Consider the following 25229-nt stretch of genomic DNA (forward strand, 5'->3'; position numbering starts at 1 on the left):
ATGCCGGGTGGTCTGGACGACCACATCTACAACCGCCTGCTCAAGGAGCGGATCATCTTCCTCGGCTCCGACGTGCGCGACGACAACGCGAACGCCATTGCCGCGCAGCTGCTGCTGCTGTCGGCCGAGGACCCCGAGAAGGACATCTGGCTGTACATCAACAGCCCGGGTGGATCGATCTCGGCCGGCATGGCCATCTTCGACACGATGAACTGGATCCCCAACGACGTCGCCACCGTCGCCATGGGGATGGCCGCTTCGATGGGCCAGTTCCTGCTCTCGGCCGGCACGCAGGGCAAGCGCTACGCCACTCCCCACGCGCGCGTCATGATGCACCAGCCCTCGGGCGGCATCGGCGGCACGGCGACCGACATCAAGATCCAGGCCGAGCAGATGCTCTACGTCAAGCAGCAGATGGCCCGGCTCATCGCCGAGCACACCGGCCAGACGGTCGACCAGATCGAGAAGGACTCCGACCGCGACCGCTGGTTCAGCGCGGAGGAGGCCAAGGAGTACGGCTTCGTCGACCACGTCTTCAGCCGCTCCGACCAGGCCGTCGAGGGCACGAGCGGTGTCGGCCAGGCCGACGCCAAGAGCGACAGCTGACCTGCGGCCGACGAGGACTTGGAGACAACACGCATGAACATCGAACCCATCAACCGCCTTGCGGGCGCCCAGCCGTCGAGCCGCTACATCCTGCCGCAGTTCGAGGAGCGCACCTCCTACGGCATGAAGCGGTCCGACCCCTACAACAAGCTCTTCGAGGACCGCATCATCTTCCTCGGCGTGCAGGTCGACGACGCGTCGGCCGACGACATCATCGCCCAGCTGCTCGTGCTGGAGTCGCTCGATCCCGACCGCGACATCCTCATGTACATCAACAGCCCCGGTGGGTCGTTCACGGCGATGACGGCGATCTACGACACGATGCAGTTCGTCCGGCCCGACATCCAGACGTTCGTCATCGGTCAGGCGGCCTCGGCCGCCGCGGTGCTCCTGGGGGCCGGTGCCCCCGGCAAGCGGTTCGCCCTGCCGAACGCCCGCATCCTCATCCACCAGCCGGCGCTCTCGGGCGGCGACTACGGCCAGGCCTCCGACATCGAGATCCAGGCCAACGAGGTGCTGCGCATGCGGACGTGGCTCGAGGACACCCTCGCGCACCACACCGGCCGCACGTCGGACCAGGTCCGCAGCGACATCGAGCGCGACAAGATCCTGTCCGCCGAGGACTCCAAGGAGTACGGCCTCATCGACGAGGTGCTCGCCTCGCGCAAGGCCTCGCTCGAGGTCTGAGCTCCGCTCTTCGCACGTATGCCGTGGGGCCCGGTCCGTCCGACCGGGCCCCACGGCATACCTGCTTGGATGGGGGAGACCTGACATCGAGCATGGGAGGACCGGTCATGGCGAGTGCGGAGTTCGAGCAGGCGGTCGAGACGGTCAAGGGCCTCACCACAGACCCCGGCAACGACGTCAAGCTGAGGCTCTACGGCCTTTTCAAGCAGGTGACCGAAGGTGATGTCAGCGGCTCCCGGCCCGGCTTCACCAACCCGGTGGGGCGGGCCAAGTACGACGCGTGGGCCAAGCTCTCCGGCACGCCGGCCGAGGCCGCAGAGGAGCAGTACGTCGCGATCGTCCGCGACCTCGCAGCCGGCTGACATGAGGCGCTGACCGCAAGGAACCGCCCGCGGCTGGATGGGTGCGGCCGGGCGGGTGGTTCGGCCGCGAGGAACCGCCCGCGGCTGGATGGTTGCGGCCTGTGGACGGCGGGGGTCGTGCGTCCGCCGGACGGAGCACCATCGACGGCATGCCTGCGAAGGAGCCGACTCCGTTTCGGCGCTGCCAGCGACCGCCCGGAGTGACCGACTGGCACCTGCGCACCCCGGCCTTCCGGCGGTTGTTCCACGACGTCTACGTCGACCGAGCGCAGACCCTGACGCCCTTGCTCATGGCACGAGCGGCTCTGCTCGTCGCGCCGGGTGCGACGGTCTCGCACCACAGCGCGGCGCGGCTCTGGGGCGGCGTCGTGCCGGACGACGGCTTCGTGCACCTCGCGTGTCCGAACCGCCGTCCTCAGGTCGACGGGATCAAGGCCCACCGGGCGAGCGCCTCGGGACGCACGACGACGTGGCGGGGGTTGGTGGTCACGACCCCGGTCCAGACCTTCCTCGACCTTGCACCGCACCTCGGGCTGGTGGACCTGGTCGTGCTCGGAGACTCGCTCGTCAAGCGGAAGCGGCTGACGCCGGGGCATCTCGTCGTTGCGGCGACGGCCCATCGTGGCGCGGGGGCCAGACTCGCCCGCCGCGCGGCTGGGCTCGTCAGGGACGAGGTCGACTCCGCCATGGAGTCCCGGTTGCGCCTGCTCCTGGTCCTGGCCGGCCTGCCGGAACCCGTCGTCAACCACAGGATCCACTGGGCTGACGGGCAGGTTCGTTACCGGTTCGACCTCAGCTACCCGGACCACCGTCTGGTGATCGAGTACGACGGCTGGCAGCACGTCGAGTCCCAGCAGCAGTGGACGGGCGACGTGGACCGGCGCGAGTGGCTCGACACCAACGGCTGGCGCATCGTGGTCGTCATCGCGCGCGACCTCCATCGCAGACCAGCCCGCACGCTGCATCGCATCCGAGCCGCCATGCGCGAGTGCGGGATGTCGGTGCCAGTCCTGCGCGACGCGTGGCGCCAGCACTTCCCGAGCCTGCCCGACGACATCGCCGAACCCGGCTGACGCGTGGCGTGTCCCACGACAGGTCATCCGCGGCTGGATGGTTGCGGGGATCGACGCTGGTCGGCCGCAACGATCCAGCCACGGCTGGATCGTCGCGAACGTGCACAGCGCAGGAGCGGCGTACTTTGCGAGCATGAGGCACAGGGGTCGGGCCGGTCGGCTCGCCCGGTTGGTCGCGGTGGCTCTCGCGTCGGTCATCTCCAGCACACCGCCTGCGAGTGCGTCGTGTGCCGGACGCGATGCGCCGCAGATCGTCGCCGACTCCGACGTCGTCCTGACCGGTCGGCTTGCGCAGATCGACGACCCGGCTCCGAACTACGCTCCGTACGACGTCGCGTGGACGATCGAGGTCGTGTCGGTGCACAAGGGCCAGGCGCCGCGAACGGCCCACGTCGTGGCCACGACGTACACCCACGAGGACGTCAGCGCAGGAGGCACCTACGTCTTCGCGCTCGAGGTCAACGGGACCGGCTTGAGAGCGGGCGGGTGCCAGGACCTTGCCGCCATCGGATCGGCCGAGGCGGCCGCGTTGGTCGGTGCCGCCGGGCCGGGTGGACCGCCAGGTGTGAGCGGCGCTGTGCCCGGCAGCGCTGAGATCGAGCAGGGACCCTCGGACGGATGGTGGGCCTCGCCGTGGGGGATGGTGCTCGTCGGTCTCGTGGGCCTGCTCCTGCTGTGCATCTGCGGTGTCGGACTCGCCGTTCTGGTCGGCCTGCTTGTGGGTCGCCACCGCGGCCGCACCCGCACGGATGGCCCCGTCGCAGAGCCCGATTCGACTGGAACCCCGTTCAAGTGACACCGGCGTCGTTTGTCCGCCATCAGCGGACAAACGGCGTTGCGCGAGCGGGGGCGGCCCCGTGCGTCGTCTAATAGGAGTCGGCCCCCTAGGTTGGGGTCTGCCGAGCGCACCCCAGCGTTCGGGGCCGACGAACCAGGAGCGAATCGGTGGCACGCATCGGAGAAGGCGGAGACCTCCTCAAGTGCTCTTTCTGCGGAAAGAGCCAGAAGCAGGTCAAGAAGCTCATCGCCGGCCCCGGTGTCTACATCTGCGACGAGTGCATCGACCTCTGCAACGAGATCATCGAGGAGGAGCTCGCCGAGAGCAGCGAGCTGGGCCTTGACCACCTGCCGAAACCGCGCGAGATCTTCGACTTCCTCGAGAACTACGTCATCGGCCAGGACGTCGCGAAGAAGTCGCTCGCGGTCGCCGTCTACAACCACTACAAGCGCATCCAGGCCGGTGAGGGTGTCAAGCGCGACGACGAGCACATCGACATCGCGAAGTCCAACATCCTGCTCATCGGTCCGACCGGCTCGGGCAAGACCTACCTCGCACAGACCCTCGCGAAGATGCTCAACGTCCCGTTCGCCATCGCCGACGCCACGGCCCTGACCGAGGCCGGCTACGTCGGCGAGGACGTCGAGAACATCCTCCTCAAGCTCATCCAGGCCGCCGACTACGACGTCAAGAAGGCCGAGACCGGCATCATCTACATCGACGAGGTCGACAAGATCGCCCGCAAGAGCGAGAACCCGTCGATCACGCGCGACGTCTCCGGTGAGGGCGTGCAGCAGGCGCTCCTCAAGATCCTCGAGGGCACGACCGCGTCGGTGCCCCCGCAGGGCGGGCGCAAGCACCCGCACCAGGAGTTCATCCAGATCGACACGACCAACGTGCTCTTCATCGTCGGCGGCGCCTTCGCCGGCCTCGAGAAGATCATCGAGTCACGCTCGGGTCGCAAGGGCCTCGGCTTCGGCCAGCCGCTGCACAACCCCAAGGACCTCGCCGACAGCTTCTCCGACGTCATGCCGGAGGACCTGCTGAAGTTCGGCCTCATCCCGGAGTTCATCGGCCGACTGCCGGTGCTCACGACGCTCGCACCGCTCGACCAGCAGGCGCTCGTCAACATCCTCACGGTGCCGCGCAACGCGCTCGTCAAGCAGTACCAGAAGATGTTCGAGATCGACGGCGTCGAGCTCGAGTTCACCGAGGACGCGATCGAGTCGGTCGCCGACCAGGCGCTCCTGCGCGGCACCGGTGCCCGCGGGCTGCGCGCCATCATGGAGGAGGTCCTCCTCCCCGTCATGTTCGACGTGCCGAGCGACAACGAGATCGCACGCGTCGTCGTGACGCGCGAGGTCGTCCTCGACAACGTCAACCCGACGATCGTGCGCCGCGAGGCCGAGCCCCGGCCGAAGCGCCAGCGCAAGGAATCCGCCTGACCCTGAAGGCCGCTCGCGTCCGGCGCCCCTGAACGGAGGCTGACCCGTGGCAGCTCCCTTCCGACTCCGCGCCGGTGACCACGCGCCCGGTCAGCAGACGCACACGACGTGCGGGTCCGCGTCCCTGACGATCGCCCGCATGCTCGTCAACCCCGCCTTCGCGCAGTGGATCCGGCACGGCATACGCAAGGACGCCCGAGACGGCGACGTACCCGACGCGGGCACCGAGGCGCAGCGCTTCGCGGCCTATGAGCAGGTCGTGGCTTCCCGCACCAACGCGGTCCTCGGCGCCGGTCGGCGGCTGCAGCTGCCGTGGCCGCGGGCCCTCGGCACGCCGCCCTGGGGTGCCCGGCACGAGCTTGAGTACGGCGCCGCCGACCCCGAGGCGGACTACGACGTCGCCTGGTTCCGCCACCGCGGCCGCGGGGGGTTGGAGCAGACGTATGCCGCCCTCCGCGCGCGGGTGCGCGACGGCCGTCCCGCGCTGCTCTACGTCGGCAACGCGTGGTTGCCGAGGCACGTCGTCCTCGTCATGCCGCCGACTGGCGGCCAGGAGCTCGACGTCTACGAGCCGTCGTCCGGACGGGTCATCGACCTGCCGCGGCAGGCCTTCGTCGAGCGCCGTCTGGCCGTTGGGGGCTGGGACGTGCCCTGGGCGGCGGTGTGGGACGACTCACCCTCCTGACCGTCGAGAGAGGCCACGATTTGCACTCCGGACGAGTCGAAGGGCCACGGTTCGTCACGAACAGTGGCCCTTCGACTCGTCGCACACCGCGAGATCTGGCCCCTCGACGTTGGGGGGTCAGCCGATGTGCACCGGCTCGGCGCCGTCGTTGGCCAGCTCCTTGTGCCGCACGTTGAGCGCGACGAGGGTGACGACGCCGCCGACCGCGATCATGATGGCCGCGACGAGGTAGGCCCGGCTCGCGCCGTACGCGAACGCCTCGTCGGCGATCAGCTTCTGCGCGGCGGCGAGCTGCTCCTCGGTCGGGGCCGGGCCGCCTTGGGGCAGCTTCGCGGTCAGCTCCGCAACCTTGTCATTGAGGTTGTTGACGAAGATCGTGCTCAGGGTCGCGAGGCCGAGCGTGCCACCGACCTGCTGCATGGTGTTGAGCACCGCCGAGGCCACCGAGGAGTCCTCGTGCGCGACGCCGTGCACCGCGGTCAGCGTGAGCGGCACGAAGATCAGGCCCAGGCCGAACGCGAGGACGACGATCCACGGAAGCAGGCCACTGGCATACGTGCTCTGGGGCGTCAGGTGCGTGAAGCCCCACATGCCGAGCGTCGCGAACCCGGCGCCGGCGCCGGAGATCCAGCGCGGGTCGGTCCGCGCGATGAGCTGCGAGGCGACCTGCGCCGCAACGACGATGCCGACGGAGAACGGCAGGAACGCGAGACCCGTCTTGAGAGGCGAGTAGCCGAGGATGCTCTGGATGTAGATGCCGAGGAAGTAGAACATCGCGAACATGCCGGCGCCGACGATGAGCATGACGAAGTAGGACGTGCCGCGGGTGCGGTCGCCGGGGATGCGCATCGGCAGCAGGGGGTGCGTCGTGCGCATCTCGATGACGACGAACGCGACGAGCAGCGCGACGCCGACCGCGAGGTAGGTGACCGTCGTCGTGTCGCTCCACGACGTGCTTGCAGCGTGCGTCAGGCCGTAGACGAGCGAGGAGAGACCGGCGATCGAGGTGACCGCGCCGGGCACGTCGAGGGAGCCCCGGCCGTCCTCGGACTCGGTGAGGATGCGCTGTGCGAACCAGGCGACGACCAGACCGATCGGCAGGTTGATGAAGAAGTTCCAGCGCCAGTCGATCTCGGTGAGCGCGCCACCGAGGATGAGCCCGATCGCGGCACCGGCGCCCGACATGGCGGCGAAGACGCCCATGGCGCGGTTGCGCTCCTTGCCCGCGGGGAAGGTCGTCGTGATGAGGGCGAGCGCGTTGGGCGCTGCGAGCGCGCCACCGAGACCCTGCAGGGCGCGGGCCCCGAGCATCATGGCCTCGTTCTGGGCGATGCCGGCCACGAGGGAGGCGAGCGTGAAGAGCGCGACGCCCCAGACGAACAGGCGGCGACGGCCGTAGAGGTCACCGAGGCGGCCGCCGAGGAGCAGCACGCCACCGAAGGCGAGCGTGTAGATCGTGACGACCCACTGGAGGTTGGCCTGGCTGAACCCCAGGTCGGCCTCGATGTGGGGGAGCGCGATGTTCACGATGGTGCCGTCCAGCACGATCATGAGCTGGGCGGCGCAGATGACGAAGAGCGCGAGGCCCAGGCGCTTCGGTGGGGTGTCGTGGGAGGTGAACTCGCCCGCGGGCTCGTGCACCTGTAGGGCCGTGGTCGACGACATGGGTGTTCCTCTCGATGGCAAGGCGTGCGTGACGTACTGGGGTGGTGGGTGCGGTCGCGCTCGGGCGGACACTCAGCGGGTGCTGGGCGGCGTGAGCGTGGCGGCGCACGCCGGGAGGACGACGGTGTCCACGAACTCGGCGATGCGGTCCGGCCCCGGTCGTGATCCCGAGAGCAGCGCCTCGTGGATCGACAGGGACGGAAGGATCATGAGGAGGGTCTCGAGGTCGGCGTCGGCGCCGATCTCGCCCCGCGCTCGGGCGTTCTCGAAGATGGAGCGGGTGGCCGCGAGCTTGGGGGCCAGGAACCGCTCGTGGATTCCGCTGGCCAGCTCGGCCTCGCGGTGGATGACGGGGAGCAGGGCGCTCCACGTGCCGATGACGACCTCGTCGTCGAGGCCACCGTCGGCGCAGGCCTGGGCGAGCAGGTCGCCACGCAGCGACCCGGTGTCGGGGTCCTGCTCGGCGGCGCAGTTCATGAAGAGGCCGAGGGCGTCGATGACGAGGTCGCGCTTGTGCGGCCAGCGACGGTAGAGCGTCGCCTTGGAGGCGCGCGCGGCTGCGGCGACCGCGTCGAACGTCAGCCGGTCGTAGCCCGCTTCGCGCAGGACCTCGATCGCCGCCTCGAGGATCTCGACCTCGCGGTCACCGGCGACCCGAGGACGGCTGACGTGTGCGGCATCGCCGACGGTGTCGCTCGCTCGCGCCGTGCCCATCCCTCACCTCGGATCCTTCTGGATGAAACGAAACTGTTTCGTTTCATCGCCAGAGTAGACCGCGATCCGCAGAAAGCCAAACGTCCCGTCCGGTACTGTCTGGCGCGCTGTCCCCGCCGAGCCCCTCCTCGCACGACCCGAGGACCCCGAACCATGGACGAGACCGAGCTCGACCGCATCGAGCACCTGCTCGGCCTGCGGAGGTGGGCGCAGGCCGAGTCGCGCGCTCGTGACTACCTCGCGGCCCACGACGGGGACGACCGGGCCTTGCGACAGCTCGCGCTCGCCCTCCGGGCGCAGGGGCACCGGTCCGCCGCTCTCGCTGCAGCACGGGCGGCCGTCCGCTCCGCGCCGGACGAGGCGTGGAACCACGTCGTCGCTGCCGATCTCTGCGCGGAGCGTGGACTGCACGACGCGGCTCGGGCCGCGGCCGACGCTGCCGTCGAGCTCGCACCGCACCACTGGCTGCCCTTCGCCACGCGAGCGAACATCCTGCGGCTCGGCGGCCACGAGGACCGCAAGCAGGCTGTGACTGACGCCCGCCAGGCCGTCCGGGCCGCGCCGCAGTCCGCCGACGCCCACAACGTCCTCGGGCTGTGCCTCGGGGCTGTCGGTCGCCGCGAAGAGGAGCGGAAGGCCTACGAGGAGGCGTTGCGGATCGACCCGCTCCATGTCCTCGCGAAGAACAACCTCGCCGCCTTCGAGCTCAACCGAGGACGCCTGTCCGCAGGGCGCCGACATCTCGTGGCGGCCCTCGCCGAGGACCCACAGCAGGACCTCGTCCGGCGCAACTACGACGCCTTGCTGATCCGGGTGCTGGCGCGGTCCTGGTGGATGACGATCGCGGTCGGGTTCCTCGAGGGGCTGCTGCTCGACCGGGCCGTGCAGCCGTGGGCTCGGTTCGGCGTCTTCGTGGCCTGACATCGCTCAACGCCTGGGTGGTCCGACGGCTCCTGGGCCACCGGGTCCCGGGCGGATGGTCCGCGTGGCTTCGCATGGTCCGGCGGATGCCGAGCGGCGGTGGGGCGCTGATCTCCTACTGGGTCGCGACGTGGGGAGGGGTCGTGCTGCTCGCGGTCGTGCCCGTCGAGCATTCCGAGCCCGCGGTCGCTGCGGCAGGTGTCATCGGCTTCTTCGTGGTCGTCACTCTCCTGGCCGCCTACGTCCGCACGCGGGCGCGCCGTCGGTGAGTACCGGTCGTCAGTCGCGCGGGGCGGGCGGGTTGGTCCGCACGAGCCAGAGGCCGGCGGCCACGCCGCCCAGCCCGATGACGTATGCCGCCTGCACCATCCCGAGGGAACGGCCCACCTGCAGCCCGGCGAGTACCGCGACGGGGACGGCCGTCCCCGAGACGATCGCCGTGTGCCGGACCCAGCGCCTCGCGGTCCGCGCCGTGAACGACCCGGCGGGGGGCGACGACGCCGACAGGGCCGCGGCCGCGTGACCGACGGCGAGTCCGGCCGCGGCCGGCAGGGACCACCACGAGAAGCTCCCGGCGGGCGTGAGGGTGAACCACCCGTAGAGCAGCAGCGCCCAGTAGAGCAGGGGAGCCGCCGAGCCGGCCCACGCCATCGTGACGAGGGGCAGCGCTGCGAGCGCCCACCACAGGGAGTCGAAGCCGCCGACGGCCAGGGAGAGGCTCGCGAGGTAGACGACGACCCCGCCGACGGCCGCGGCCGTGGCTCCGAGCTGGCTCAGGGACCACTCCCGTCCCGCGCCGAAGTGCACCGTGCGGCGCACCGGTGGCGCGAGCGTGACGGGTGGCAGGGGTCCGTCGGGCGGAGCCGGGCGAGCCGTACCGGGGGTCTCGCGGGTCTCGTCGTCCATCGTCACCGCCTCGTCACCGCCTCGTCATTCGGGGGGCGGACGCCCTGCGGGCGATGTCGCGCAGCACCTGGTCGAGTGAGCCGGGGCCCCGCCACGGGACCACTGGTACACCGCGCAGGCGAAGGCTGTGGACCTCGGCGTCGCGGGACAGGAGCCGGACACGCCAGGCGAGTGCCTGGTAGACGTTCGTCGGGTCGTCGACGAGGTGGTCGGGAAAGGTGTCGACCACGACGACCGTCATGCCGCGCGCCGCGAGCCGGTGCGCGAGCGTCACCATCGTCGTCTCGATGAGCGGCGACAGCACGAGGCACAGGGCCATGGGGTCGACGCCGCGGATCGCTTGCTCGCCGGTGTCACGCCGCTCCGTCGCGGGCGAGATGGCGGCAAGCGTGTCGAGGACCCGTCGCAGGTGGTTGGTGCCCGAGCCGACACCCAGGGTCGGTACGGCCGCGGCCCCGACCGTGCGCAGGGTCAGGCGGTCGTTGCTCCGCAGGAAGTGCTCGCTGACCGCGCCGGCGGCGCGCACGGTGACGTCGAGGCTCGTCGGGCGGCCGTCGATGCCCTCGCGGGGCCCGAGGTCGCTGAAGCAGTCGACGAGGAGGAAGACGTGGGCGTCCTCGTCGGTGAAGGTCGACGTCACGTGCAGCGCTCCCGTGCGCATCGAGGTGGGCCAGTGGATGCGGCGGAGCCGGTCGCCGGGGTGGAACTGCCGGATCGTGTGGAACTCGGAGCCGGACCCGGGCCGGTTCGACCGGTTGAGGCCGACGATGCCGCGTGGATGCGGCGTGGGAGCGCTCGCGTCGAACGCCGCCGGCAGCGGGAGGGTCGCGGTGTCGAGGTCGGGGAGGTCGACCGGGCCGACGCGGAAGGCGCCCCACGTGCTGACGAGCGCGATGCTCACCGTGCCGACGCGGCGCCGCCCCCACCGGGTGGAGCGCAGGCCGATCGAGGCGGCCCCGTCCTCGAGCTCGGCGATGCCGCTCGACGGCTTGCGTTCGATCCACGGTGCCTTGGCCACGGTGACGAGCCCGTGGACGTCGGGCAGGGCCGGCTGGATGCGCACGTGCAGGCCCGTGACGGCCCCTTCGCGCACCGTCGTGTCGCCCAGCCGGGCGGTGCCGGTGACCTCGGCCCGTGGGCGGGCCAGGTGCCCCCAGAGGGCGGCGGTGACGAGCGGGGCGACGATGACGAGCAGGTCGGCGCGGCGGCCGGCGACGGCGACGATCGCCCCACCGGCAGCGAGGAGGATCGCGCGCTGGTGCGCGGCGGTCGACGCCCAGCCGCCGAGGTGGCGGGTGGCCGTGCCGTGCGGTCGCCACGTCTGCACGACGGTCAGCCCAGCGACGGGTCGGTGCCGAGCGGCTCGCGCGCCGATGGCGTCGCGACGGTGCGCAGGAGGCTCTCCACGATGCTGCGGCCGGTGGCGTTGCTCATCCACAGCTCCGGCTTGACCGTGATGCGGTGGGCGAGGACCGGTACGGCGACGGCCTTGACGTCCTCCGGGGTCACGTAGTCGCGGCCGTCGACGACGGCATACGCCCGGGCGCACAGCAACAGCCCGAGCGCGCCGCGTGGAGAGGCGCCCATGAGCACGTCGCCGTGGACGCGGGTCGCGGCGGCCAGCGAGACGCAGTAGCGCCCCACGGACTCGTCGACGACGGTCGCCTCGATCGCCGCCTGCATCGCGAGCAGCCGGTCGGCGTCGACGACCGGGTCGAGCTCCTGCTCCTCGCGCTGCCGCGCCATCCGGTTGGAGAGAATCTGCCACTCCTCGTCGAGGGTGGGGTAGCCGAACGAGATGCGCATGAGGAAGCGGTCGAGCTGCGCCTCGGGAAGTGGGTACGTGCCTTCGTACTCAACGGGATTCGCCGTCGCTAGAACATGGAACGGCCGCGGCAGCTGAAACGTGCGGCCCTCGACGGTCACCTGCTTCTCCTGCATCGCCTCGAGGAGCGCGGCCTGTGTCTTCGGCGGCGTGCGGTTGATCTCGTCGGCGAGCAGCAAACCCGCGAACAGCGGCCCGGCTCGGAACTCGAACTCGCCGGCCCGCTGGTCATAGATGAAGGAGCCGGTGATGTCGCCGGGCAGCAGGTCCGGCGTGAACTGCGCGCGCTTGAACTCGAGCCCGAGGGTCTGCGCGAAGCTGCGCGCCGCGAGCGTCTTGCCCAGGCCCGGGAAGTCCTCCATGAGCACGTGCCCGCCGGCCAGGATGCCGGACAGGACGAGGCGCAGGGCCTCGCGCTTGCCGACGACCGCACGGTCGACCTCGTCGAGGACGGCGCTGCTCAGCTCGCTGACTCGGGCCAGGTTCATCTCGGTCATGGGGTTACCACTGCTCGATTCTTCGGAGGATGGGGTCGAGGCGCTGCGGGCGGTAGAGGTCGGGTGGTGGCAGGCCGACGAGCAGGTCCCACAGCTCTGGCGGCGTGACGCCCTGGGCCCATCTGGGCTCCTCCTCGGCGATGATGCCGTGCCTGGCGTGAAGGCGTTCGCGGATGAGGACCTGCAGCTGCACGTGCAGGTCGTGCACGACGCTCTCGCGTCCTTCGCCGCGGGTGTTCGCCGCCTCGAGCCGTCCGGCGAGGTTGGTGACGCGGAAGTCGTTGCCGCGCCCCTGCCCGCCGATGTCCCCGTCGACGAGGGGCCACGTGGTGAGGTGCTGCGGCGCCGTGTGGTCGACGGCGTGCCACAGCAGGAGCGCGCCGGCGACGAGGATCGCGAGGATGACGGGCACGTCGGGCGCGAGCCCGAGCGCCGCCATGAACAGGGACGCCCCGGCCCACGTGAGCGCGAGACCCACGACCCGTCGCCGCCACGGCAGGAACGCACGCCTGAACGCGTCGAGCCGGGTCGGCTCGCGGCGGACCGCTCCGCGAGGCAGCGGGCGTCCCGAGGCGGCCGCCGCGCGGTCCCGCGCCTCCCGGCGGGTCCGAGGAGGTATGCCGTCCGGCTCGGTGCTCACGCCTCCTCCTCCCGACGCGGATGCCGGGGCGCGGCCGTCTCGGACTGAACGGCCTGTTGCGCGGCCACGCGGTCGAGGTCGTCGACGAGCACCCGGAGGTCGGCGATCGCGCGCCGCCGGTGCGCCTCGCCCAGCTCGTGGACCGAGAAGCGAGCCTCACGGTAGAGGGTCGCGAGGTCGCCGAGCCGCCGGGAGTCGACGGGCCAGACCCCGATGACGCGCTCGGTGTACTCGGTCGAGGTCTCGGCCGGCTGCCGGGGCAGCCCGGTGGCGGCAGCCGAGGTCTCGAGGCCGAGCCATGCGGCGACGATCGCGTTGCGCGGCTCACCGGTCTCGAGGTCGCGGAGCCGGTCACGGGCCGCCTCGAGCAGCTCGGAGGGCACGAGCGGGACGGCGAAGTCGGGTTCCTCGTGCTGGGCGAGGTGCGGCCGCCGCCGAAGGAGCGACCGGAGCAGCTGCGCGATGACGACGAGGACGACGATGGCGGTGAGCACGACGACGATCTGGACGAGCGCGACGAGAAACGGTGACGGCTCGAAGGGCAGCGGCGGGGCGCTCGTCGCGGTGGTGGCCGTCGGTGGCCTCGGGACGTCGGACGTCACGGTCTCGAGTCGGGTGACCGTGCGGTCGTCGACGGGGCGCGAGAGCAGCGGCACGGGCCGGCCCGACGCCGCCACGACGAGCGCCGCCATGACGACGGCGCCGCCCACGACGGTGCCCTGCACCCCCCGTCTCGACATGTGCGTGACCTTATGCCTCCCGTGCCTCCGGGGGTCGGGATGCGCGCCGATCGTTGTCGTCCCGATAGGTCGGGACGACGACGTGCTCGTGGGCGGGTCAGGCCTGGGCGGGCTGCTTCTCGACGGGGACGAGCTCGGCATCGCGGACCTCGACGGTCTCGCCCTCGGCGTATGCCAGCTCGCTGATGCGACCGCTCGCGCGCAGGTCGGCCTCGGCCGCGCGCACGTGCTCGACCGACGCGGCCGGGGCGACGAGCGTCATCGTGCGGACCTCGGCGCGCATGCCGACCTTGGCCTCGGACTTGACCTTGCGCACGCCGGCCAGTGCGGTGCTCACCGACGTGAGCACCGCGGCGTCGCCACCGGCCGGGAGCTCGTCGCGCACGGGCCAGGCCTGGCGGTGCACCGAGCCCTCCCCGAACCACGACCAGACCTCCTCGGTGGCGTACGGGATGAACGGCGCGAGGAGGCGAAGCAGGGTCTCGAGCGCGAGGCGCAGGGCGGCGCGCGCGCTCGCAGCGGCCTCGTCGCCCTGGCCGCCGTACGCGCGGTCCTTCACGAGCTCGAGGTAGTCGTCGCAGAACGTCCAGAAGAACGTCTCGGTGACCTCGAGCGAGCGGGTGTAGTCCCAGGCCTCGAAGCCGGCCGTCGCCTTGTCGACGACGTCCCCGAGCGTGGCGAGCATCGCGAGGTCGAGGGGGTGCGTCACCGCGGCGTGCAGCTCGCCCTCGACGTCGCCGAAGCCGAGCGCGAACTTGCTCGCGTTGAGCACCTTGATGGCGAGGCGCCGGCCGACCTTCATCTGTCCGGTGTCGTAGGCCGCGTCGGTGCCGAGGCGACCGGAGGCGGCCCAGTAGCGCACGGCGTCGGCGCCGTTGGCCTTGACGACGTCCTCGGGCGTCTCGGCGTTGCCCTTGGACTTGCTCATCTTCTTGCGGTCGGGGTCGAGGATCCAGCCGCTGATCGCGGCGTGCCTCCACGGCGCCGTGCCGTGCTCGAAGTACGAGCGCGTCACCGTGGCGAAGAGCCAGGTGCGGATGATGTCGTGCCCCTGGGGGCGCAGGTCGTAGGGGAACAGGGCGGTGAACAGGGCCTCGTCGGAACCGAGGTCGTCATCGGCGGCAGCGCCCTCGCGCACCGGCCACCCGGCGGCGATCTGCGGCGTGAGCGAGGACGTCGCCCACGTGTCCATGATGTCGGGGTCGGCCACGAAGCCACCGGCCGCACCGCGCTGGGACTCGTCGTAGCCCTCGGGCACGTCGATCTGCGGGTCGACGGGCAGCGCCGCCTCGGGTGCCACGATCGGGTGGTCGTAGTCGGTCTCGCCCTCGGCGGTCACGGGGTACCAGACCGGGAAGGGCACGCCGAAGAAACGCTGGCGCGAGATCAGCCAGTCGCCGTTGAGGCCCTCGACCCAGTTCGTGTAGCGCGAGCGCATGAAGGGCGGGTGGAAGTCGACCTCGTCGCCCATCCCCACGAGCTTGCCGCGCAGCTGCGCCTCGCGGCCGCCGTTGCGGATGTACCACTGGCGCGACGTCACGATCTCGAGCGGCTTGTCGCCCTTCTCGTAGAAGTTCGCCTTGCGCTGGGTCTTCTGCGGCTCGCCGTCGAGGTCGCCGGACTCGCGCAGGGCCGCCACGACGGCCTCACGCGCGCTGAAGGTGGTCTTCGTCGCGAGCGACTCGGCGTACAGCGCCTCGCCCGGGCCTCCGGCGATCCACTCCGGCGTCTCCGCCTGGAGGCGCCCGTTGCGGGTGATGAGCGAACGCATCGGCAGCTGCAGCTCGCGCCACCACATGACGTCGGTGAGGTCGCCGAACGTGCAGCACATGGCGATGCCGGCGCCCTTGTCCATCTCCGCGGCGCGGTGAGCGACCACGGGCACCTCGACACCGAAGAGGGGCGAGGTGACGGTCGTGCCGAAGAGGGGCTGGTAGCGCTCGTCGTCGGGGTGCGCGATGAGCGCGACCACCGACGGGATTAGCTCGGGGCGCGTGGTCTCGATGTACAACGGGGTGCCGTCGGGGCGGTGGAACGCGACCCGGTGGTAGGCGCCGGGATAGTCGCGCGCCTCCAGCTCGGCCTGCGCGACGGCGGTCTGGAACGTCACGTCCCACAGACCCGGGGCCTCGCTCTGGTAGGCCTCTCCGCGCTCGAGGTTGCGCAGGAACGCCTGCTGCGCGACAGTGCGCGACCGCTCGTCGATGGTGCGGTAGGTGATCCCCCAGTCCAGCGAGAACCCGAGGCGGCGGAAGAGCGACTCGAAGGTCACCTCGTCCTTGACCGTGAGGATGTCGCACAGCTCGATGAAGTTCTTGCGGCTGATCGGCTGCTGGTCGGCCGCCTTGATCGCCTTGCCGTTCGCGTCGACACCTTCGGTGAAGGGCGGCTCGTAGCCCTCGACGTAGGGGAGCGTGGCGTCGCCGCGCACGCCGTAGTAGTTCTGCACGCGGCGCTCGGTCGGCAGGCCGTTGTCGTCCCAGCCGATCGGGTAGAACACCTCGAACCCCTGCATCCGCTTGTAGCGGGCCATGCAGTCCGTGTGCGTGTAGGAGAACACGTGGCCGACGTGGAGCGACCCGCTGGCGGTCGGCGGAGGCGTGTCGATGGCGAAGACCTGCTCGCGAGGCAGGGACAGCGCCTTCTCACGGTCGAAGGCGTAGGTGCGCTCGTCCTTCCATACCTGCATCCACTTCTCCTCGAGGCCTTCGAGCGTCGGGCGCTCGGGGATCCGCGAGGTCGTGCGTGCAGGTGCGTCAGTCATGCGGTCAATCCTTCCATGGGCGCAGGGGTGTCCTCGACCGTCTTTCACCGTGCGAGCCAAGCGGACGTATGCCGGGTGGCCGGGCGACGGGCCCGCTCAGAGGTCGCAACCGGGCAGGTCGCAGCCGTCGCAGCCGTCGAAGCCGGTTCCGCAGCCGGACAGCCCCTCGAACGAGAAGAGCGAGTCGGTCGCGTCGGTGAAGCCCTCCACACCGTCGAACACGTCGCCGACGTCGGCAAGCCCGGTCGTCGTGTCCCCGATGTCGACCAGGGCGTCGCCGAGCGAGAGGTCACCACCGTCACTGCCCCAGCCGCCGAAGTCGTACCACGAGAGCCCGTCCACGTAGTCGGTCCAGTGGCTGTCGTTCGCGAGGTCGCGCAGCAGCGCGGCGAAGTGGGCCGTCAGACCGAACGCGACGGCATACGGCAGGTAGCTGCTGAGCAGGGCCCGCTTCTCCTCGAAGCGCAGCCGGTCGGCCTCCGCCGTCGCGAGGTACTCGCGGAAGCCGAGGGCCTGGATGCGCAGCGCCGTGCCCTCGGCCGTGCGAGGCGTGCGCGCCCCGCCCCAGCGGGCGAGCACGACGAGCGCGGCGACGAGCCCGACCAGGACGGGCGTCAGGGACCAGTCGTGCCCGTCGACGAGCCCGGCCAGGACGACGACCGCGGCGACGACCGTCAGCGGCACGAGCACGAGCAGGCCGATCGCGCGGGTCCGGCCGTTGCGGGCCCGGGGGTGACGGGCGTACCACCCTCGGTCGACGACCTCCCGGTAGAGACCGATCTGGGCCTCGCGCATCGTCATCGCGAAGGATCCCTTGAGGGCCGACAGGCGCACCCGGTCGCGGCCCTCGAAGAGACGGTCGAGCAGGAGCCGCTCGAAGGCCGTCGGCGCCTCCGCCGGTGGCGGGGTCGTGCGGCGCAGCTCCCAGTCGCGCTCGGAGCCCCCCGACACCTGGACGATGTGGAGCCAGCCGCGTACGGCGAGATCGAGCAGCGTTGCACTCACGTCGTGGGCGTGCGCGACGCCGTCGACGACCGTGCCCACGACGCCAGGGCGCACGTCACGCGGGGGAGCGAAGGCCGGCGCGACGGTGCCCGACCACTCGCCACCCCGTACGCGGTGGCGCGCGGCGCTCGCGGGGTCGTCGGGCAGCAGGCCAGGGGTCACCGCGTCGAACATCTCGTCGCGCCCGCGCCACCACTTGACGAGGACGACGACGCCCGCGAGCAGCACTGGCACGAGCCCGAGGACGGATGCGCCGACGAGGGTGTCGCGGTCCACGAGAGCCGGCGCGACGGCATACCCCATGCTGGTGGTCACGGTCGTCCCCTGTTCGTGTGACTCGTCCGATGCCCCATCGGCGTGCCGAAGCGTAGCGGCGCAGGGCAGAGTGTCCCCATGGAGCCCGTCTACTCGTCCGTCATCGGCTTTGCCCGCGGGCTGTTCGCGATGCAAGGCCTGAAGTTCACCATCCTCGGCGAGGACAACGTCCCCCGCACCGGGGGCGCCGTGATGACGGTGAACCACACGGGCTACTTCGACTTCGCCTACGCAGGCCTCGCGGCGCAGAAGTCCGGCCGCCTCGTGCGGTTCATGGCCAAGGACGGCGTCTTCTCGCACCCGGTCAGCGGCCCCCTCATGCGCGGCATGAAGCACATCGCGGTCGACCGGACCGCGGGCTCCACGTCGTACACAGCTGCGGTGAAGGCGCTCAGGGCCGGCGAGATCGTGGGCGTGTTCCCGGAGGCCACGATCTCCCGGTCCTTCGAGCTCAAGGAGTTCAAGACCGGCGCCGCGCGGATGGCCGCCGAGGCCGGCGTGCCGATCCTGCCCGTCGTCATCTGGGGGTCGCAGCGGGTCTGGACCAAGGGGCACCCGAAGCGTCTGGGCCGCACGGGTGTGCCGATCGTCATCGCCGTCGGAGAGCCGATCCCCGTTGCCGGCGACGCGGACCCGGAGGCCGTCACCGCGCAGTACAAGTCCGTCATGGCCGACCTGCTGCAGATCGCGCGGGCCGCCTACGAACCCCTGACCGGTCCCGACCTCAAGTACCTCCCGGCGAGCATGGGCGGCACCGCCCCGACCCTGGCCGAGGCCACCCGTCTCGACGAGGCAGACGCGGCCCAGCGCCAGCGCAGGGCGGACGAGCGACGCGGCTTCTCCTCCTAGACCTGGCCGGTCGGGGCCGCCGCGGCACGCCGGTAGCCTTCCGGGCATGGCTCGTCAGGCACGTCAGCGCGTCCCCGAGGGTCCGGCGCCGGACCCCGCGGTCCAGAAGCTCCGGATCCGCTACACGAAGCGGGGGCGGCTCCGCTTCACCTCCAGCCGAGACTTCCAGCGCGCCCTCGAGCGCGCGCTGCGGCGTGCCGACGTGCCGATGGCGTTCTCGGCGGGCTTCCACCCTCACCCCAAGATCAGCTACGCGAACGCCGCCGCCACGGGCACGGCGAGCGAGGCCGAGTACTTCGAGATCTCGGTGACCCAGCGCGTCGAGCCTGAGTCGGTCCGGGCCGCGCTCGACGAGGCCCTGCCCGAGGGGATCGACATCCTCCAGGTGGTCGAGGCGGCGCCCGGCGCGCTGGCGGACCGGCTCGAGGCGAGCGACTGGGTCCTCGAGTTCCAGGGCCTGCCCATCGAGGTGCTTCAGGCGGCCGTGGAGGCCCTGTTGTCGCGCGACACCGCCGAGGTGACACGCCTGACGAAGTCGGGTCCGCGCACCTTCGACGTGCGTGGCTCCATCGTGTCGGCCCGCGTGCTGACCCCCTCGGATGCGCTCGCCGACACCGTGGCGACTCACGCGGTGGGGCCCGACTGTGCGATACTGCGCATGGTCGTGCGGCACACCACACCTGCTGTACGCCCCGACGACATTCTGACCGCGCTGCGTGAGATCGCCGACCTGCAGCCTCCGCGTTCACCTCTGGTGACGCGTCTGGCGCAGGGACCGCTCGACACCGCAACCGCGAGGGTGACCGACCCGTTGGAGTGACCTGCCAGGTCACGACGGCGAAGCGGCTGCCGACAAGAACGTCGACGGCATTCGATCACGGGGCCGCGCCCAGCGCGAACCGTTTTCGGGTGTAGCGAGACGACTTCCGTCCCGTCGCACATGCGGCGCGACGACTGCAACCGCACTCGTGCGGTGTCGACGGCCCCGGCCGCGTGTGGGTCACACCGCACCTGACGGGAGGCTGCCTGATGGCAACCAACGACACCAGCTCCACCGACACCGGCGCCGACGACGCCACGCTGTTCGCCGCCGAGGCCACCGACGCGGCACCGGCTCCACGGCGCCGCACCACGCGCCGCACGAGCAAGAAGGCCGCCGCGCCGACCACCGACCCGACCACCGATCCAGCTCTGGCCGGCAACGACACCGGCGCGCCGGCCGATGCTGCACCGGCCGAGGTCGAGACCGCCGACGCGGGCGAGCCCATCAAGCGGCCGGCCCGCAAGCGGGCCGCGCGCAAGAAGGCGGAGGCCGACGAGGCGCCCGCGACCCCGGCGAAGCGCCGCTCACGCACCAAGGCCGACCGGGCCGCAGCCGCGGTCGAGGAGCTCGTCGCCGAGGTGCAGCCCGCAGACGACGGTGCTCTCGAGCCCGCCCACGACACCACGGCTGACGCCCTCGTCGACGTCGACGCGATGGTCGACCTCGATGACGACTCCGTGACCAGCAGCGATGCGGATGCCCACTCCCTCGACGAGCTCGACCGGCTCGACGAGCGCCCCGCCGCCGTCGTCCCCAGCTTCAGCGTGCTCTTCCAGGCACCCGACGCGAGCCAGGCGACGCCCACGCGGCGTCGTCGAGGCGCCCCCGCTCCCGCGGTCGAGCAGCCGATCGCTGAGCTCGACGAGGAGCCCACGGCGGAGGCCGACGAGGAGTCCGCCTCGTCCGACGAGCAGCCAGAGGACGAGGGCGCTCCGCGCCGCTCGCGCCGCCGCCGTGGTGGCAAGGGCCGCCGCGGCCGCGCCTCCGACGACGACACCCAGGACCAGGGGCCGGAGAGCGACACCGACGCGAGCGACGCCGGCGAGGAGCGAGAGGACGGCGAGGACCGCGACCGCGGCGAGGCGTCCGACGCCGACACCGACGAGGCGGAGCAGGACACCGACGACGAGGGCGGCACCAGCCGCCGTCGCCGGCGGCGCCGGAGGGCAGGCTCGTCCGCCGACTCGGGCGACGACAGCCCCAACGTGTCGACCCGCGTCCGCCAGCCGCGCAGCCAGAGCGACGAGCCGGTCGCGGTCAAGGGCTCGACCCGGCTCGAGGCCAAGAAGCAGCGCCGCCGCGAGGGGCGCGAGGCCGGACGTCGGCGCACCATCATCACCGAGGCCGAGTTCCTCGCCCGCCGCGAGGCCGTCGACCGCGTCATGGTCGTGCGCAACAAGGACGGCCGCACCCAGATGGGTGTGCTCGAGGACGGCGTCCTGGTCGAGCACTACATCGACCAGGCCACGAACGTCTCGATGGCCGGCAACATCTACCTCGGCCGCGTGCAGAACGTCCTGCCCTCGATGGAGGCGGCGTTCGTCGACATCGGCAAGGGCCGCAACGCCGTGCTCTACGCCGGTGAGGTCAACTGGGACGCCGCCGGCCTGGAGGCCAACCAGCCCAAGCGCATCGAGAACGCCCTCAGCTCCGGCCAGACCGTCCTCGTGCAGGTCACGAAGGACCCCATCGGACACAAGGGCGCGCGCCTGACGTCCCAGATCTCGCTGCCGGGCCGCTACCTCGTCTACGTGCCGAACTCCTCGATGACCGGCATCAGCCGCAAGCTGCCCGACACCGAGCGCGCCCGCCTCAAGAAGATCCTGCGTGAGGTCGTGCCGGACTCCGCGGGCGTCATCGTCCGCACTGCCGCGGAGGGGGCGAGCGAGGAGGAGCTGCGCGCCGACGTCGAGCGCCTCACGCGTACCTGGGAGGACATCCAGGCCAAGGCCGAGGCGGCGTCGACGCCGCGGGCGGGCAAGAGCAAGGGCAAGAAGAAGAACGGCGGCACCGGCTCCGTGGCCGGCGGACAGGCGCCGATGCTGCTCCATGGCGAGCCCGACCTCACGGTCCGTGTCATCCGCGACGTCTTCAACGAGGACTTCAAGCAGCTCGTCGTCGCCGGTGACCAGGCCTGGAACGAGATCCACCCGTACATCGCGTCCGTCGCCCCGGACCTCGCGGACCGCGTCTCCAAGTGGACCGGTGCCGAGGACCTCTTCACGCACCACCGCGTCGACGAGCAGCTCGCCAAGGCGATGGACCGCAAGGTCTGGCTGCCGTCCGGTGGCTCCCTCGTCATCGACCGCACCGAGGCGATGACCGTCGTCGACGTCAACACCGGCAAGTTCGTCGGCTCGGGAGGCAACCTCGAGGAGACGGTCACCAAGAACAACATCGAGGCAGCCGAGGAGATCGTGCGACAGCTCCGGCTGCGCGACATCGGCGGCATCATCGTCATCGACTTCATCGACATGGTCCTCGAGAGCAACCGCGACCTCGTGGTGCGCCGACTGCTCGAGTGCCTCGGCCGTGACCGCACGAAGCACCAGGTCGCCGAGGTCACCTCGCTCGGCCTCGTCCAGATGACCCGAAAGCGAGTCGGCTCGGGCCTCATCGAGGTCTTCTCCGAGACGTGTGACCACTGCAACGGGCGCGGCTTCATCATCCACGCCGACCCCGTCGACCGCGGTGCCAACCCTCAGGACCAGAACCAGAACCAGAACCAGGGTGACGGTGCGGCCGGCAGCCGACGTCGCGGCCGGGGTGGCAGCCAGGGCGGCGCCGGCAACCAGCAGTCCGGCCAGCAGTCCCAGCAGTCCCAGCAGTCCCAGCACCCAGCGGCCTCGGCCCCGGTCGAACCGAAGAGCAGCGGCCCGACGGCGGCCCAGATCGCGGCTGCGGCACACGCCGCGGCGCTCAAGAGCGCCTCCGGCCAGCCGGCGGGTGAGGCGGCGGCCGAGGCCGTCGCAGAGGTGCAGGCATCGGCCCACACCTCGCCCGAGCAGGCGCCCCGGGAGACGCCCGAGGCCGAGCAGGCGGAGCACAGGGAGCACACGGAGCAGCGCGAGCAGTCATTCCCGCAGGACGACGGCCCATGGGCCGGCGACGACGCGCACGAGGCGGGACCGGGCGACGACGCGCAGGGCACCGAGGGCGGCGCGCACGTCGAGCTCGAGTCCGACGTCACCGACACCACCGACACCACCGACGAGGGTGGCGCCACCGCGGGCGCCACCGCGGTCGAGGTGACCGTCGCGTCCGATGGCCCCACGCCGATCGAGGCGGCCGTCGAGGTGCAGCCCGCAGCTCGCGGACGCCGCCGGCGTGGACGCGTCGTCGCGCCTGCGGGGCCACCGCGTGCCACCGCGCACTCCGGTGGCGAGCCGGCAGGCGACCACACCGGCGTCGGCAGCGCCTGACCTCGGTTTGGAGCTGGACCTCTCCAGCCGGTAATCTTCTTCCTTGGTGCGCCCACCGGGCCCGTGTTGACGGGCCGGTGCCGAAAGTGGCGTTCCCAACCCTGATGAGAGAGTGAGTTTCACTGTGTACGCGATTGTTCGCGCTGGCGGTCGCCAGGAGAAGGTGTCGGTGGGCGATGTCCTGCTCGTCGACAAGGTGACGGGTCAGCCCGGCGATGCCATTGAGCTCACGCCGCTGCTCCTCGTGGACGGGACCACCGTCACGTCCGACGCCGACAAGCTGTCGAAGGTCTCGGTCAAGGCCGAGGTGGTCAAGGCCGCCAAGGGCCCCAAGATCGTCATCATGAAGTACAAGAACAAGACCGGCTACCGCAAGCGTCAGGGCCACCGTCAGCCGCTGACCCAGGTGAAGATCACCGAAATCAACGCGTGATCGACGCCTGACCCGGCTCGGCACAGACTTCCCAAGGAGTTACTGACATGGCACACAAGAAGGGTGCGTCCTCGACCCGCAACGGTCGCGACTCGAACGCACAGTTCCTCGGCGTCAAGCGCTTCGGCGGCCAGAAGGTCAACGCGGGCGAGATCCTCGTCCGTCAGCGCGGCACGCACTTCCACCCGGGTGAGGGTGTCGGCCGCGGTGGCGACGACACGCTGTTCGCCCTCGTGGCCGGCGCGGTCAAGTTCGGCACCAAGCGTGGCCGCAAGACGGTCAACATCGAGCAGCCGGAGACCGCTGCCGCTGAGTGATCGCCTCGATCACCACTGATGTACCGGAAGGGCGGGCCCGCGGGGCCCGCCCTTCCGCCTTTCCCGGGCGCACGGCATTCGCCAGCCGGCGTATGCCGTCCGCCCACCCTCATCTGGAAGAGTGACCTCCCATGGCAGTGACCTTCGTCGACCGTGTCGTGCTGCACCTCAGCGCCGGCGCGGGCGGGCACGGCGTCGCCTCCGTCAAGCGTGAGAAGTTCAAGCCGCTCGGCGGGCCCGACGGCGGCAACGGCGGGCGCGGTGGCTCGGTCATCCTCCGCGTCGACCCCTCGTCGACGACGCTGCTCGACTACCACCGCCACCCGCACCGCAAGGCCGGCAACGGCGCGCCCGGTGCCGGTGACGAGCGCAACGGCGCCGACGGCGACGACCTCGTGCTGCTGGTGCCCGAGGGCACCGTGGTCAAGGACTCCTCCGGCCACATCATCGTCGACCTCGTCGGCATGGGCAGCGAGCACGTCATCGCCGCCGGCGGTCGTGGTGGCCTCGGCAACAAGGCCCTCGCGAGCGCCCGTCGCAAGGCTCCGGGCTTCGCGCTCCTCGGGGAGCCGGGAGAGGAGATCGACGTCGTCCTCGAGCTCAAGTCGCTCGCCGACGTCGCGCTCATCGGCTTCCCGAGCGCCGGCAAGTCCTCGCTCGTGTCGGTGCTGTCGGCGGCCAGGCCGAAGATCGCCGACTACCCGTTCACGACTCTCGTGCCCAACCTCGGCGTCGTCACGGCCGGGTCCAGCCGGTTCACCGTCGCCGACGTGCCCGGCCTCATCCCGGGTGCTCACGAGGGCAAGGGGCTCGGCCTCGAGTTCCTGCGCCACGTCGAGCGCTGCTCGGTGCTCGTCCACGTCATCGACTGCGCGACGCTCGAACCCGGTCGCGACCCGATGACCGACCTCGACGTCATCGAGAACGAGCTCTCGCTCTACGTGCCCGACGCCGACCTCGGCGGCCGGCCCCTGTCCGAGCGCACGCGCATCGTCGTGCTCAACAAGGCCGACGTCCCCGAGGCGCGCGAGCTGGCCGAGATGGTCAGGCCCGACCTGGAGGCGCGCGGCCTCGAGGTCTTCGTCGTCTCGGCCGTCGCTCACCTGGGCCTGCGCGAGCTGAGCTTCGCGATGGCCCGCCACGTGGAGGCCGCCCGCAAGGAGGTCGGGGAGGTCCTGCCCAAGCGCGTGGTCCTGCGGCCGCGCTCGGTCGACGACCGGGGCTTCACGGTCACGAAGGAGAACGGCCCCGACGGGGTCTTCTACCGCGTCACAGGGGACCGTCCGATCCGCTGGGTGCGCCAGACCGACTTCAGCAACGACGAGGCCGTCGGCTACCTCGCCGACCGTCTGGGCCGTCTCGGTGTCGAGCAGGAGCTCTACAAGGTCGGCGCCGTGGCGGGCGACACCGTCGTGATCGGCGCCACCGACGACGCCGTCGTCTTCGACTGGGAACCCACGCTGCAGGCCGGCGCAGAGCTGCTCGGCTCGCGCGGCACCGACCTGCGCCTGTCGGAGGCCTCCCGTCCGACGCGCGACGAGAAGCGCGAGGCGCAGCGCGACCGCTACGCAGCTCGGGCCGCAACGCAGGAGGAGCTCGAGGCCGAGCGGCGCGCCGGCCTCTGGCAGCTGCGCGACGGCGACACCGAGCCCGACACGAAGTCAGACGCGAAGTCCGACATGACGTCCGACACGAAGGCCGACACGACGTCCGACGACGCCTGACCCATCCTTGTCTCCACCGTCGAGTGGGCGCTT

Annotated in this window: 24 protein-coding genes; 15 read left to right on the plus strand and 9 right to left on the minus strand. The window is 71.2% G+C overall.

What is annotated here, in order from left to right; genetic code table 11:
- The 7 genes from ACFQU3_RS06350 to ACFQU3_RS06380 all read left to right on the plus strand — a co-directional run bounded on the left by ACFQU3_RS06350 (position 1) and on the right by ACFQU3_RS06380 (position 5636).
- Positions 1 to 606: an ATP-dependent Clp protease proteolytic subunit gene (locus ACFQU3_RS06350; RefSeq protein WP_385908284.1), complete on the plus strand. Its 606-nt coding sequence runs from the start codon at positions 1 to 3 to the stop codon at positions 604 to 606.
- A 33-nt stretch (positions 607 to 639) separates the two neighbouring features.
- Positions 640 to 1293 (plus strand): ATP-dependent Clp protease proteolytic subunit, encoded by a 654-nt coding sequence (locus ACFQU3_RS06355; RefSeq protein WP_385907854.1) that lies wholly within the window; start codon positions 640 to 642, stop codon positions 1291 to 1293.
- A 107-nt stretch (positions 1294 to 1400) separates the two neighbouring features.
- Entirely contained in the window at positions 1401 to 1655 is a 255-nt protein-coding gene (locus ACFQU3_RS06360) for an acyl-CoA-binding protein (protein WP_385907856.1), read from the plus strand.
- Positions 1656 to 1804: 149 nt separating this feature from the next.
- Positions 1805 to 2728 (plus strand): DUF559 domain-containing protein, encoded by a 924-nt coding sequence (locus tag ACFQU3_RS06365; RefSeq protein ID WP_385907858.1) that lies wholly within the window; start codon positions 1805 to 1807, stop codon positions 2726 to 2728.
- A 133-nt stretch (positions 2729 to 2861) separates the two neighbouring features.
- A complete protein-coding gene (locus ACFQU3_RS06370; protein ID WP_385907860.1) occupies positions 2862 to 3524 on the plus strand; it encodes a hypothetical protein in 663 nt (220 codons plus the stop codon).
- 149 nt (positions 3525 to 3673) lie between these two features.
- Complete coding sequence (clpX, locus tag ACFQU3_RS06375) at positions 3674 to 4951, plus strand: ATP-dependent Clp protease ATP-binding subunit ClpX (protein WP_385907862.1); 1278 nt, start codon at positions 3674 to 3676, stop codon at positions 4949 to 4951.
- A 46-nt stretch (positions 4952 to 4997) separates the two neighbouring features.
- Positions 4998 to 5636, plus strand: coding sequence for a hypothetical protein (locus tag ACFQU3_RS06380; protein ID WP_385907864.1), 639 nt, complete (start codon positions 4998 to 5000; stop codon positions 5634 to 5636).
- Between the two features lie 117 nt (positions 5637 to 5753).
- Here the strand turns inward: ACFQU3_RS06380 and ACFQU3_RS06385 are convergent, their stop codons facing one another.
- Positions 5754 to 7301 carry a DHA2 family efflux MFS transporter permease subunit gene (locus tag ACFQU3_RS06385; RefSeq protein ID WP_385907866.1) on the minus strand — a complete coding sequence of 516 codons (1548 nt, stop codon included), beginning with the start codon at positions 7299 to 7301 and terminating at the stop codon, positions 5754 to 5756.
- A gap of 72 nt (positions 7302 to 7373) precedes the next feature.
- Entirely contained in the window at positions 7374 to 8015 is a 642-nt protein-coding gene (locus ACFQU3_RS06390) for a TetR/AcrR family transcriptional regulator C-terminal ligand-binding domain-containing protein (protein WP_385907868.1), read from the minus strand.
- Positions 8016 to 8168: 153 nt separating this feature from the next.
- On the opposite strand from ACFQU3_RS06390, the gene ACFQU3_RS06395 reads away from it, so the two are divergent.
- A complete protein-coding gene (locus tag ACFQU3_RS06395) occupies positions 8169 to 8936 on the plus strand; it encodes a tetratricopeptide repeat protein (protein WP_385907870.1) in 768 nt (255 codons plus the stop codon).
- 86 nt (positions 8937 to 9022) lie between these two features.
- The gene (locus ACFQU3_RS06400; protein ID WP_385907872.1) at positions 9023 to 9205 is read left to right on the plus strand and encodes a hypothetical protein; all 183 of its coding nucleotides are present in this window, start codon (positions 9023 to 9025) and stop codon (positions 9203 to 9205) included.
- A gap of 10 nt (positions 9206 to 9215) precedes the next feature.
- Here the strand turns inward: ACFQU3_RS06400 and ACFQU3_RS06405 are convergent, their stop codons facing one another.
- The 7 genes from ACFQU3_RS06405 to ACFQU3_RS06435 form a co-directional block, all read right to left on the minus strand.
- Positions 9216 to 9842, minus strand: coding sequence for a hypothetical protein (locus ACFQU3_RS06405; RefSeq protein ID WP_385907873.1), 627 nt, complete (start codon positions 9840 to 9842; stop codon positions 9216 to 9218).
- A 13-nt stretch (positions 9843 to 9855) separates the two neighbouring features.
- Entirely contained in the window at positions 9856 to 11169 is a 1314-nt protein-coding gene (locus ACFQU3_RS06410; protein ID WP_385907875.1) for a DUF58 domain-containing protein, read from the minus strand.
- Between the two features lie 5 nt (positions 11170 to 11174).
- Positions 11175 to 12164, minus strand: coding sequence for an AAA family ATPase (locus ACFQU3_RS06415; protein ID WP_385907877.1), 990 nt, complete (start codon positions 12162 to 12164; stop codon positions 11175 to 11177).
- 4 nt (positions 12165 to 12168) lie between these two features.
- Entirely contained in the window at positions 12169 to 12804 is a 636-nt protein-coding gene (locus ACFQU3_RS06420; RefSeq protein WP_385907879.1) for a hypothetical protein, read from the minus strand.
- A complete protein-coding gene (locus ACFQU3_RS06425; RefSeq protein ID WP_385907881.1) occupies positions 12801 to 13544 on the minus strand; it encodes a DUF4129 domain-containing protein in 744 nt (247 codons plus the stop codon). The genes ACFQU3_RS06420 and ACFQU3_RS06425 overlap by 4 nt, the downstream gene beginning before the upstream one ends.
- A gap of 97 nt (positions 13545 to 13641) precedes the next feature.
- Entirely contained in the window at positions 13642 to 16308 is a 2667-nt protein-coding gene (gene valS / locus ACFQU3_RS06430; RefSeq protein ID WP_385907883.1) for a valine--tRNA ligase, read from the minus strand.
- Between the two features lie 96 nt (positions 16309 to 16404).
- The gene (locus ACFQU3_RS06435; RefSeq protein WP_385907885.1) at positions 16405 to 17628 is read right to left on the minus strand and encodes a DUF2207 family protein; all 1224 of its coding nucleotides are present in this window, start codon (positions 17626 to 17628) and stop codon (positions 16405 to 16407) included.
- A gap of 78 nt (positions 17629 to 17706) precedes the next feature.
- On the opposite strand from ACFQU3_RS06435, the gene ACFQU3_RS06440 reads away from it, so the two are divergent.
- The 6 genes from ACFQU3_RS06440 (at position 17707) to obgE (ending at position 25196) form a co-directional block, all read left to right on the plus strand.
- Positions 17707 to 18477, plus strand: a complete 771-nt coding sequence (locus ACFQU3_RS06440) for a lysophospholipid acyltransferase family protein (protein WP_385907886.1) — start codon at positions 17707 to 17709, stop codon at positions 18475 to 18477.
- 46 nt (positions 18478 to 18523) lie between these two features.
- Positions 18524 to 19297: a TIGR03936 family radical SAM-associated protein gene (locus ACFQU3_RS06445; protein ID WP_385907888.1), complete on the plus strand. Its 774-nt coding sequence runs from the start codon at positions 18524 to 18526 to the stop codon at positions 19295 to 19297.
- 209 nt (positions 19298 to 19506) lie between these two features.
- Positions 19507 to 22722: an Rne/Rng family ribonuclease gene (locus tag ACFQU3_RS06450; RefSeq protein WP_385907890.1), complete on the plus strand. Its 3216-nt coding sequence runs from the start codon at positions 19507 to 19509 to the stop codon at positions 22720 to 22722.
- A 124-nt stretch (positions 22723 to 22846) separates the two neighbouring features.
- Positions 22847 to 23155, plus strand: a complete 309-nt coding sequence (gene rplU / locus ACFQU3_RS06455; protein ID WP_188031777.1) for a 50S ribosomal protein L21 — start codon at positions 22847 to 22849, stop codon at positions 23153 to 23155.
- Between the two features lie 47 nt (positions 23156 to 23202).
- Positions 23203 to 23472 (plus strand): 50S ribosomal protein L27, encoded by a 270-nt coding sequence (rpmA, locus tag ACFQU3_RS06460; RefSeq protein ID WP_030200289.1) that lies wholly within the window; start codon positions 23203 to 23205, stop codon positions 23470 to 23472.
- A gap of 131 nt (positions 23473 to 23603) precedes the next feature.
- On the plus strand, positions 23604 to 25196 hold the full coding sequence (obgE, locus tag ACFQU3_RS06465; protein ID WP_385907892.1) for a GTPase ObgE: 1593 nt from the start codon (positions 23604 to 23606) through the stop codon (positions 25194 to 25196).
- The last annotated feature ends 33 nt before the right edge of the window (positions 25197 to 25229 follow it).

This window comes from Terrabacter sp. GCM10028922 (assembly GCF_042666095.1).
Lineage (GTDB): Bacteria > Actinomycetota > Actinomycetes > Actinomycetales > Dermatophilaceae > Terrabacter.

Coding starts and splice junctions, on each gene's coding strand:
- ACFQU3_RS06350 (WP_385908284.1), top strand. CDS start 1: ATGCCGGGTGGTCTGGACGACCACATCTACAACCGCCTGCTCAAGGAG.
- ACFQU3_RS06355 (WP_385907854.1), top strand. CDS start 640: ATGAACATCGAACCCATCAACCGCCTTGCGGGCGCCCAGCCGTCGAGC.
- ACFQU3_RS06360 (WP_385907856.1), top strand. CDS start 1,401: ATGGCGAGTGCGGAGTTCGAGCAGGCGGTCGAGACGGTCAAGGGCCTC.
- ACFQU3_RS06365 (WP_385907858.1), top strand. CDS start 1,805: ATGCCTGCGAAGGAGCCGACTCCGTTTCGGCGCTGCCAGCGACCGCCC.
- ACFQU3_RS06370 (WP_385907860.1), top strand. CDS start 2,862: ATGAGGCACAGGGGTCGGGCCGGTCGGCTCGCCCGGTTGGTCGCGGTG.
- ACFQU3_RS06385 (WP_385907866.1), bottom strand. CDS start 7,301: ATGTCGTCGACCACGGCCCTACAGGTGCACGAGCCCGCGGGCGAGTTC.
- ACFQU3_RS06390 (WP_385907868.1), bottom strand. CDS start 8,015: ATGGGCACGGCGCGAGCGAGCGACACCGTCGGCGATGCCGCACACGTC.
- ACFQU3_RS06395 (WP_385907870.1), top strand. CDS start 8,169: ATGGACGAGACCGAGCTCGACCGCATCGAGCACCTGCTCGGCCTGCGG.
- ACFQU3_RS06400 (WP_385907872.1), top strand. CDS start 9,023: ATGCCGAGCGGCGGTGGGGCGCTGATCTCCTACTGGGTCGCGACGTGG.
- ACFQU3_RS06405 (WP_385907873.1), bottom strand. CDS start 9,842: ATGGACGACGAGACCCGCGAGACCCCCGGTACGGCTCGCCCGGCTCCG.
- ACFQU3_RS06415 (WP_385907877.1), bottom strand. CDS start 12,164: ATGACCGAGATGAACCTGGCCCGAGTCAGCGAGCTGAGCAGCGCCGTC.
- ACFQU3_RS06425 (WP_385907881.1), bottom strand. CDS start 13,544: ATGTCGAGACGGGGGGTGCAGGGCACCGTCGTGGGCGGCGCCGTCGTC.
- valS (WP_385907883.1), bottom strand. CDS start 16,308: ATGACTGACGCACCTGCACGCACGACCTCGCGGATCCCCGAGCGCCCG.
- ACFQU3_RS06440 (WP_385907886.1), top strand. CDS start 17,707: ATGGAGCCCGTCTACTCGTCCGTCATCGGCTTTGCCCGCGGGCTGTTC.
- ACFQU3_RS06445 (WP_385907888.1), top strand. CDS start 18,524: ATGGCTCGTCAGGCACGTCAGCGCGTCCCCGAGGGTCCGGCGCCGGAC.
- ACFQU3_RS06450 (WP_385907890.1), top strand. CDS start 19,507: ATGGCAACCAACGACACCAGCTCCACCGACACCGGCGCCGACGACGCC.
- rpmA (WP_030200289.1), top strand. CDS start 23,203: ATGGCACACAAGAAGGGTGCGTCCTCGACCCGCAACGGTCGCGACTCG.
- obgE (WP_385907892.1), top strand. CDS start 23,604: ATGGCAGTGACCTTCGTCGACCGTGTCGTGCTGCACCTCAGCGCCGGC.